We start from the raw sequence: 7,458 nt of genomic DNA, 5'->3' as shown, positions 1-7,458 counted from the left end.
CCGCCAGTTCATTTCGGCGACATCTTCGTCACCGACCCGCCAGACGATGTGCTGGTTGATGAACCAGCCCTCACCAAGGCCGGTTTGCTTGGGTCCGACCACGTCGCCCATCTCCGAGGAGATGCTGACTTCCTCGCCGGGTCGCAGGTACCGGTGATACGTCTGCTCGCAGTTCGTCGCGACCACGCCGATGTAGCCGTTGTCGTCCATCAGCGTCATGATCGGGCCCATGGGATCGTCGGTCGGGCGCTCGCCGGCCAAGCCGAACATCGTCCACACCTGAATCATGGCCGGTGGGGCGACAATTCCGGGGTGACCGACCGCGCGGGCCGCGTCCTCATCCCGATAGATGGGGTTGGTGTCGCCGATGGCTTCGACCCAACTGTTGACCATCGGCTGGTTCACCGGGTCGCGGCCGACACGCGGCTTGGCGATAACGGTGGCTTTGATCTTCTCGAGGGCCTCGTGGATATCCGTCATCTGGGCACCCTCGGCACTTTGAGGCCGGACGCCGCGATCATCTCGCGCATCACTTCATTCACGCCTCCACCGAAGGTAATCACCAAATTGCGCTTGGTCTGCGAGTCGAGCCAGTCCAGCAGTTCCGCAGTGTCCGACTCAGCCGGATTGCCATACTTGCCGACGATCTCTTCGGCCAGCCGGCCGATGTACTGAATGCTCTCGGTGCCAAAGACTTTCGTCGACGCGGCGTCCGCCACGTTGATTTCTTCGCCTGCGGCAGCCACCTGCCAGTTGAGTAGCTCGTTGACCCGCCACATGGAATAGATCTCACCCAGCGCCCGCTTGACATCCTGGTGGTCGATGGGGGTGACACCGTCGCCGCCAGGCTTGGACGCCCAGTCGTGCAGCCGATCGTAGATGCCAGCGGTGCGGCCAGCCGGACCGAGCATCACCCGTTCGTTGTTGAGCTGGGTGGTGATCAGTCGCCATCCACCGTTCTCCTCGCCGACCAACATGTCGGCGGGAACCCGGACGTCGTTGTAGTAGGTGGCATTGGTGTGGTGGGCGCCGTCAGACAGAATGATCGGCGTCCAGGAGTACCCGGGGTCCTTGGTGTCGACGATCAGGATCGAGATGCCCTTGTGCTTCACGGCTTCCGGGTCGGTGCGACAAGCCAGCCAGATGTAGTCGGCGTCGTGAGCACCGGTGGTGAAAATCTTCTGCCCGTTGACGATGTACTCGTCGCCGTGGCGGATGGCGGTGGTGCGCAGCGACGCCAGGTCGGTGCCGGCCTCCGGCTCGGTGTAGCCGATTGCGAAGTGCACCTCGCCGGCCAGGATCGCCGGCAGGAACTTCTTTTTCTGCGCGTCGCTGCCGAACTGCTGCAGCACCGGACCGACGGTTTGCAGCGTCACCGCGGGTAGCGGCACATCGGCACGATGCGCCTCATTTACGAAGATCGACTGCTCGATCGGACCGAAGCCCAAGCCGCCGAACTCTTTTGGCCATCCGACGCCGAGCTTGCGATCCTGGCCCATCCGCCGGATCACGGCGCGGTATGCCTCGTTGTGCCGATCCTTCTCCATCGCTTTCATCTCGTCGGACGAGATGAGGTTGGAAAAGTATTGGCGCAGTTCGGCTTGCAGCTGACGCTGCTCTGGGGTCAGTTCGATGAACATTGCGCTCCAACCAGATCGAGACGATGCGACGGCCCGCCCAGCAGTCGGGTCAGGTCCTTGATCGTGGAGTAGTACCGGTGCATCGGGTAGGTGATGTCCATCCCCATGCCGCCGTGCAGGTGGTGGCAGATTTGCATCACCCGCGGCGCTTGCGAGGTAATCCAATAGCCGAGCACGTCCAGGTCTTCACTGGCGTCGCGGCCCTCGGCCAGCCGCCAGATCACCGACGTCGATGCTAAATCGATGGTCCGCGAAGCGATGTAGACCTCGGCGAGCTGAGCAGCGACGGTCTGAAAGGTCGACAGTGGCTTGCCGAACTGCTGGCGGTTCGCCACATAGTCGGCGGTCAACCGTAACGCGCCGGCGACCAGGCCGGCGGTGTAGGCACCGATCGCTGCCAGGGCGAGCTGATTCACCCGCTGCGCCGCCGCACCGGTGAGCACATCCTCGTCGGCCACCGCGACATCGGAGAACGTGACGACGTATTCGTCGGCCCCGTTGGATGTCGGGGTTTTCGCGATCTGCACGCCGTCGGCCTTGGGTGACACCACGACGACGGCGCTGTCGGCGGTGACCAGTATCCACTCAGTGCTTTCGGCATACCCGACACCGACTTTGGTTCCCGACAGCCGGCTGTGCACGAAGGTCGTCGCGGGCCGGTCCGGCAGCGCCGTGCCGGGCTCGTTCAGCGCTGCGGTTAGCACCGAGCCCTTGGCCAGGCCGCTGAGATAACGGTCCTGCTGGCCGTCAGAAGCCAAGTCCAGCAATGGAATCGCGCCCAACCCCAGCGTTGCCAGCGCCGGGCTGACTAGCCCGCGGCGGCCGATCTCGGTCAGCGCCGTGGCGATCTCGGGTAAGCCGACACCGTCACCGCCGGCCCGTTCGGGCACCGGCAGAGCCGTCACACCACCGGCGACAAGCGCCGCCCAGGAGTTGTCCCGCTCGAGTACCGACGTGACGACGTCGGCGACAGCCTGCTGCTCAGGATCCGGCGTGAAATCCATCAGTTGGCGACCGCGCCTTTGCCGGAGTAGTCGACCTGCCAATGCTTGATGCCGTTGAGCCAGCCCGACCGCAGCCGCTCCGGCTCCGAGATGGGCTTCAGGTCCGGCATGTGATCGGCGACCGCGTTGAAGATCAGGTTGATGGTCATGCGGGCGAGGTTCGCGCCGATGCAGTAGTGCGCACCGGTGCCGCCGAAGCCGACGTGCGGGTTCGGGTCGCGCAGGATGTTGAAGGAGTCCGGATCCTCGAACACCTCCTCGTCGAAGTTGGCCGAGCGGTAGGACATCACCAGCCGCTGCCCCTTCTTGATCTGCACGCCACCCAACTCGAGATCCTCGTTGGCGGTGCGCTGGAACGCCGACACCGGTGTCGCCCAGCGGACGATCTCGTCCGCGGCGGTCGACGGGCGCTCCTTCTTGAACAGCTCCCACTGATCGGGGTTGTTCGCAAACGCGATCATTCCGTGGGTGATCGAGTTACGGGTGGTCTCGTTGCCCGCCACCGCCAGCATCACCACGAAGAAACCGAACTCGTCATCGGACAACTTCTCCCCGTCGAGGTCGGCCTCGATCAGCGTCGTAACGATGTCGTCGGTCGGGTTCTCGTTCCGCTCCGCGGCCATCGCCATCGCGTACATGATCAGTTCCATCGACGACTGCGCCGGATCGACATCGGCGAACTCCGGATCGGTGCCACCGGTCATCTCGTTGGACCAGCGGAACAGCTTGTCGCGATCGTCCTGAGGAACGCCCAGCAGGCCGGCGATGGCCTGCAACGGAAGTTCGCACGACACCTGCTCGACGAAGTCGCCACTACCTACGCTCGCCGCGTTCTTGGCGATGTTCTGGGCGCGCTGTGCCAGCTCTTCCTCCAGCCGACCGACCGCGCGGGGGGTGAAGCCCCGGGAGATGATCTTGCGCAACCGAGTGTGGTGCGGGGCATCCATGTTGAGCATGACGCTGCGCTGCAACTCGACCTGTTCCCGCGTCATCTCCGGTGGCCAGGTCGGGATCGCGCCGTTCTGCCAACTGGAGAAAACGTCACTGCGGCGCGACACCTCCTTGACATCGGCGTGCTTGGTGACGATCCAGTAGCCGTTGTCCTCGAAGCCACCGGTGCCGCCGGGCACATCGACCCAGTGGATCGGCTCGGACTCACGGAGCTCGGCGAGCTCCGTCACGGGAAGTCCGGCCAGGTTGACGTCGGGATCGAGGAAGTCGAAGTCGGCTGGAATGTTAGGGGGTGCCATTAAGTATCTCCTGAACTACAACGTGTTCTAGTGCCAGTAAAACATGCTCTCGCCGCAGACCAAAAGGTGTCGGAGCATCGTCGCTTGTCAGGGTAATGAAACGTGTTCTAGCCTGACCTCATGGGTAACCCGGTAATTGTTGAAGCCACCCGCAGCCCCATCGGCAAGCGTGCCGGGTGGTTGTCAGGACTGCACGCCACCGAGCTGCTGGGCGCCACGCAGAAGGCGCTCGTGGAGAAAGCCGGTATCGACGCGGGCGACGTCGAACAGATTGTCGGCGGCTGCGTGACGCAGTACGGCGAGCAGTCCAACAACATCACCCGCGTCGGGTGGCTTGTCGCCGGGCTTCCCGAGCACGTGGGCGCCATGACCGTGGACTGCCAGTGCGGTAGCGGCCAGCAGGCCAACGGCCTCGTGGCCGGCCTCATCGCCGCGGGGGCCATCGACATCGGCATCGCGTGTGGCATCGAGGCGATGAGCCGGGTCGGTCTGGGCGCCAACGCCGGTCCGGATCGCGGCATCTTGCGTCCTGCCTCGTGGGACATCGACCTGCCCGATCAGTTCACCGCCGCCGAGCGGATCGCCAAGCGCCGCGGCATCACCCGCGAGGAGATCGACCAGTTCGGGTTCGACTCGCAGCGCAAGGCCAAGCAGGCCTGGGCCGAAGGCCGCTTCGACCGCGAGATCAGCGGCATCGAGGCCCCGGTGCTCGACGAGAACAAGCAACCGACCAGTGACCGGCACGTCGTGACCAAGGACCAAGGACTGCGGGACACCACGTTGGAGGGCCTGAGCCAGCTCAAGCCGGTCCTCGAGGGCGGGATCCACACCGCGGGCACGTCGTCGCAGATCTCCGACGGCGCCGCCGCCGTGCTGTGGATGGACGAAGACAAGGCCAAGGCGCTCGGGCTGCGACCGCGGGCCCGCATCGTGAGCCAAGCGCTCGTCGGCGCCGAGCCGTACTACCACCTCGACGGCCCGGTGCAGTCGACGGCGAAGGTGCTCGAGAAGGCCGGCATGAAGATGGGCGACATCGACATCACCGAGATCAACGAGGCGTTCGCGTCGGTCGTGCTGTCCTGGGCCCGGGTGCACGAGCCCGACATGGCCCGCGTCAACGTCAACGGCGGCGCGATCGCATTGGGGCACCCGGTGGGTAGCACCGGCAGCCGGCTGATCACCACCGCGCTGCACGAGCTGGAGCGCACCGACCAGACCACCGCGCTGATCACGATGTGCGCCGGTGGAGCGCTATCGACCGGCACCATCATCGAGCGCATCTAGGTGGGGGTGTCCGACCAGGACCGCATCGCGGCGGCGCAGTCCTACATCGACGCGCTGGCCACTCACCAGGGTGACGAGGTCCCGTTCGCGCCGGACTGCGTTCGGATCGAGATGGGCATCAAGACCGGGTTTTCCGGAAACCACTTGCGGCGCAGCCTGAATCGCGGCCCGCAGTTTCGGATCATCGAAGCCTGCACGCCGCCGAAGTTCGAGGTCGACGGCGACCGGGTGCGGGCGCGGTTCGACGTGATCACCAAACCGTCGCTCGCCGGACGGCGAGTATGCACGCACGTCGACGAGACGTTTCTCATCGTGGACGGCAAGATCCGCCACATCAACGCCCAGATGCGCCCATTCATTCAGCGAACCTAGGATCGCTGTCATGGCCGAGAAACAACGTCCGCGCTACATGGACACACCGTTCGCCGACATCTTCATCAAGTGGATGTCCCGCCTCAACACCTTCATGTACCGCCGCAGCGGTGGCGAGGGACTGGGCAGCACCTTCCAGAACATTCCGGTCGCCCTGCTGACCACGACCGGGCGCAAGACCGGGCAACCCCGGGTGTCTCCGCTGTATTTCCTGCGGGACGGTGACCGGGTGATCGTCGCCGCATCGAAGGGCGGCGCCGTGAAGAACCCGATGTGGTACCTCAACCTCAAAGCCGATCCGAAGGTTTCGGTCCAGATCAAAAAAGAAGTGCTCGACTTGACCGCGCGCGACGCCACCGACGAGGAGCGCGCCCACTACTGGCCGCAACTGGTCAAGATGTACCCGTCGTACGACGACTACCAGTCCTGGACGGACCGGACGATCCCGATAGTCATCTGCGACCCCGCGCGCTGACGTGACCTGACCGGGAATGCCGTGAGGACGTCTCCCGGCGGGTTTCGCACGGGATTTTCGTACGGGAGGGTCTGATGAAGGTTCTGATCACGGGGGGCACTGGGTTCGTGGGTGCATGGACGGCGAAGGCCGTCCAGGATGGTGGACACCAAGTCAAATTTCTCGTGCGAAACCCCGATCGCCTGCACACCAGCGCTGCGCAAATCGGCGTCGATGTAGGCGACCACGTCGTCGGTGACATCGCCGACCCAGAGAGCACTGCCGCGGCGCTACGGGGTTGTGATGCCGTCATTCATTGCGCAGCAATGGTTTCCACCGACCCCGCCCGCAGCGAGGAGATGCTGCGCACCAACCTCGAAGGCGCCCGCAACGTGCTCGGAGGGGCAGCCGCAGCGAAGATGGATCCGATCATTCACGTCTCGAGTTTCTCGGCGCTGTTTCGCCCCGGTCTAGCGATGCTGCATGCGGAGCTGCCCGTGGTCGGCGGGTCCGACGGCTACGGCAAGTCCAAGGCCATCGTCGAGGCGTATGCGCGAGGGCTTCAGGACGCCGGCGCGCCAGTGAACATCAGTTATCCCGGCATGGTGCTGGGACCACCTGCGGGTGATCAGTTCGGTGAGGCAGCCGAGGGCGTGCAAGCGGCGCTCAAGATGCGCGGTGTGCCGGGGCGCAGCGCCGCCTGGATCGTGGTGGACGTCCGCGACCTCGCCGCCTTGCACGTCGCACTGTTGCAGCCGGGCCAGGGACCGCGCAGATACATGGCCGGCGGCCGACGTATCGCGGTGGATCGCCTCGCGTCGCTCATCGGTGCCGCCGCCCATCGCAACCTGGTGGCTTTTCCGGTCCCTGATGTCGGACTGCGCGCCCTGGGGCGCTTGTTCGACGTCATCGGCGATCATCTGCCGTTCGAGACGCCGATCAACTCCGCCGCGATGCAGTACTACACCCAGATGCCGCCCGCAGATGACAGCCCCGCCGAACGCGACCTCGGCATCACGCAACGGGACGCCGCGCAGACGCTCGCCGACACGATCGACGGGCTGCAGAAGGTTGGCCGCATTTAGGTCCGCCCTACCGAAAGGGCCGCGAATCCACCGACCGAACCATCGCTGGTGGTATGTGAACCGCCTTAAGCCAACCTGTGGTTTTGCTTAAACCATGCGGTTGGCTGCGGTAAATTGCTCGCTGCCACGCCCACGGCAGAGGGAGAAGTGATGAGCAACCGAAATCGGCTCCGCGTCATCAGCGTCGGACTGCTCTCGACCGCCCTGATGGCCGTCGGACCGGCGCTGGCCTGGGCCGACGACGGGTCGATCATCATCGACTTTGTCCGGCACGGGGAGTCGATCGACAACAACGCGGGCATCATCGACACGAACCCACCCGGAACCGCACTCGACGCGACCGGCCAAGGTCAGGCGACCGACGTCGCG

The 7,458-nt window shown here is 64.9% G+C and carries 8 protein-coding genes and 1 pseudogene; 5 read left to right on the top strand and 4 right to left on the bottom strand.

Annotation, left to right across the window (positions count from 1 at the left end; genetic code table 11):
* The 4 genes from VN856_RS07725 to VN856_RS07710 all read right to left on the bottom strand — a co-directional run.
* Positions 1-480: FAS1-like dehydratase domain-containing protein (locus tag VN856_RS07725; protein WP_325687728.1), on the bottom strand; the 480-nt coding region annotated here is incomplete at its 3' end.
* Positions 477-1,640: an acyl-CoA dehydrogenase FadE29 gene (gene fadE29 / locus VN856_RS07720; protein ID WP_325687726.1), complete on the bottom strand. Its 1,164-nt coding sequence runs from the start codon at positions 1,638-1,640 to the stop codon at positions 477-479. The genes VN856_RS07725 and fadE29, both read right to left, overlap by 4 nt.
* Entirely contained in the window at positions 1,625-2,644 is a 1,020-nt protein-coding gene (locus VN856_RS07715; RefSeq protein WP_325687724.1) for an acyl-CoA dehydrogenase family protein, read from the bottom strand. Before VN856_RS07715 ends, fadE29 begins: the two co-directional genes overlap by 16 nt.
* Positions 2,644-3,894, bottom strand: a complete 1,251-nt coding sequence (locus VN856_RS07710) for a cytochrome P450 (protein WP_325687722.1) — start codon at positions 3,892-3,894, stop codon at positions 2,644-2,646. The genes VN856_RS07715 and VN856_RS07710 overlap by 1 nt, the downstream gene beginning before the upstream one ends.
* 120 nt (positions 3,895-4,014) lie before the next feature.
* Between VN856_RS07710 and VN856_RS07705 the strand changes: the two genes are divergently transcribed.
* The 5 genes and pseudogenes from VN856_RS07705 to VN856_RS07685 all read left to right on the top strand — a co-directional run.
* Positions 4,015-5,178, top strand: a complete 1,164-nt coding sequence (locus VN856_RS07705; protein WP_325687721.1) for a steroid 3-ketoacyl-CoA thiolase — start codon at positions 4,015-4,017, stop codon at positions 5,176-5,178.
* A complete protein-coding gene (locus VN856_RS07700; protein WP_325687719.1) occupies positions 5,179-5,550 on the top strand; it encodes a nuclear transport factor 2 family protein in 372 nt (123 codons plus the stop codon). It begins immediately after the preceding gene.
* Positions 5,551-5,587: 37 nt separating this feature from the next.
* Positions 5,588-6,025 (top strand): nitroreductase family deazaflavin-dependent oxidoreductase, encoded by a 438-nt coding sequence (locus tag VN856_RS07695; RefSeq protein WP_414686899.1) that lies wholly within the window; start codon positions 5,588-5,590, stop codon positions 6,023-6,025.
* Positions 6,026-6,099: 74 nt separating this feature from the next.
* Positions 6,100-7,089: an NAD-dependent epimerase/dehydratase family protein gene (locus VN856_RS07690; protein ID WP_325687715.1), complete on the top strand. Its 990-nt coding sequence runs from the start codon at positions 6,100-6,102 to the stop codon at positions 7,087-7,089.
* A 150-nt stretch (positions 7,090-7,239) separates the two neighbouring features.
* Positions 7,240-7,458 (top strand): annotated as a pseudogene (locus VN856_RS07685) (histidine phosphatase family protein); the annotation flags it as partial.

Origin of the sequence: Mycobacterium sp. (assembly GCF_035603715.1) — a bacterium.
GTDB lineage: Bacteria > Actinomycetota > Actinomycetes > Mycobacteriales > Mycobacteriaceae > Mycobacterium.
Note: the sequence above shows the minus strand (reverse complement) of the source record. Positions and strands in the feature narration are given on the sequence as shown.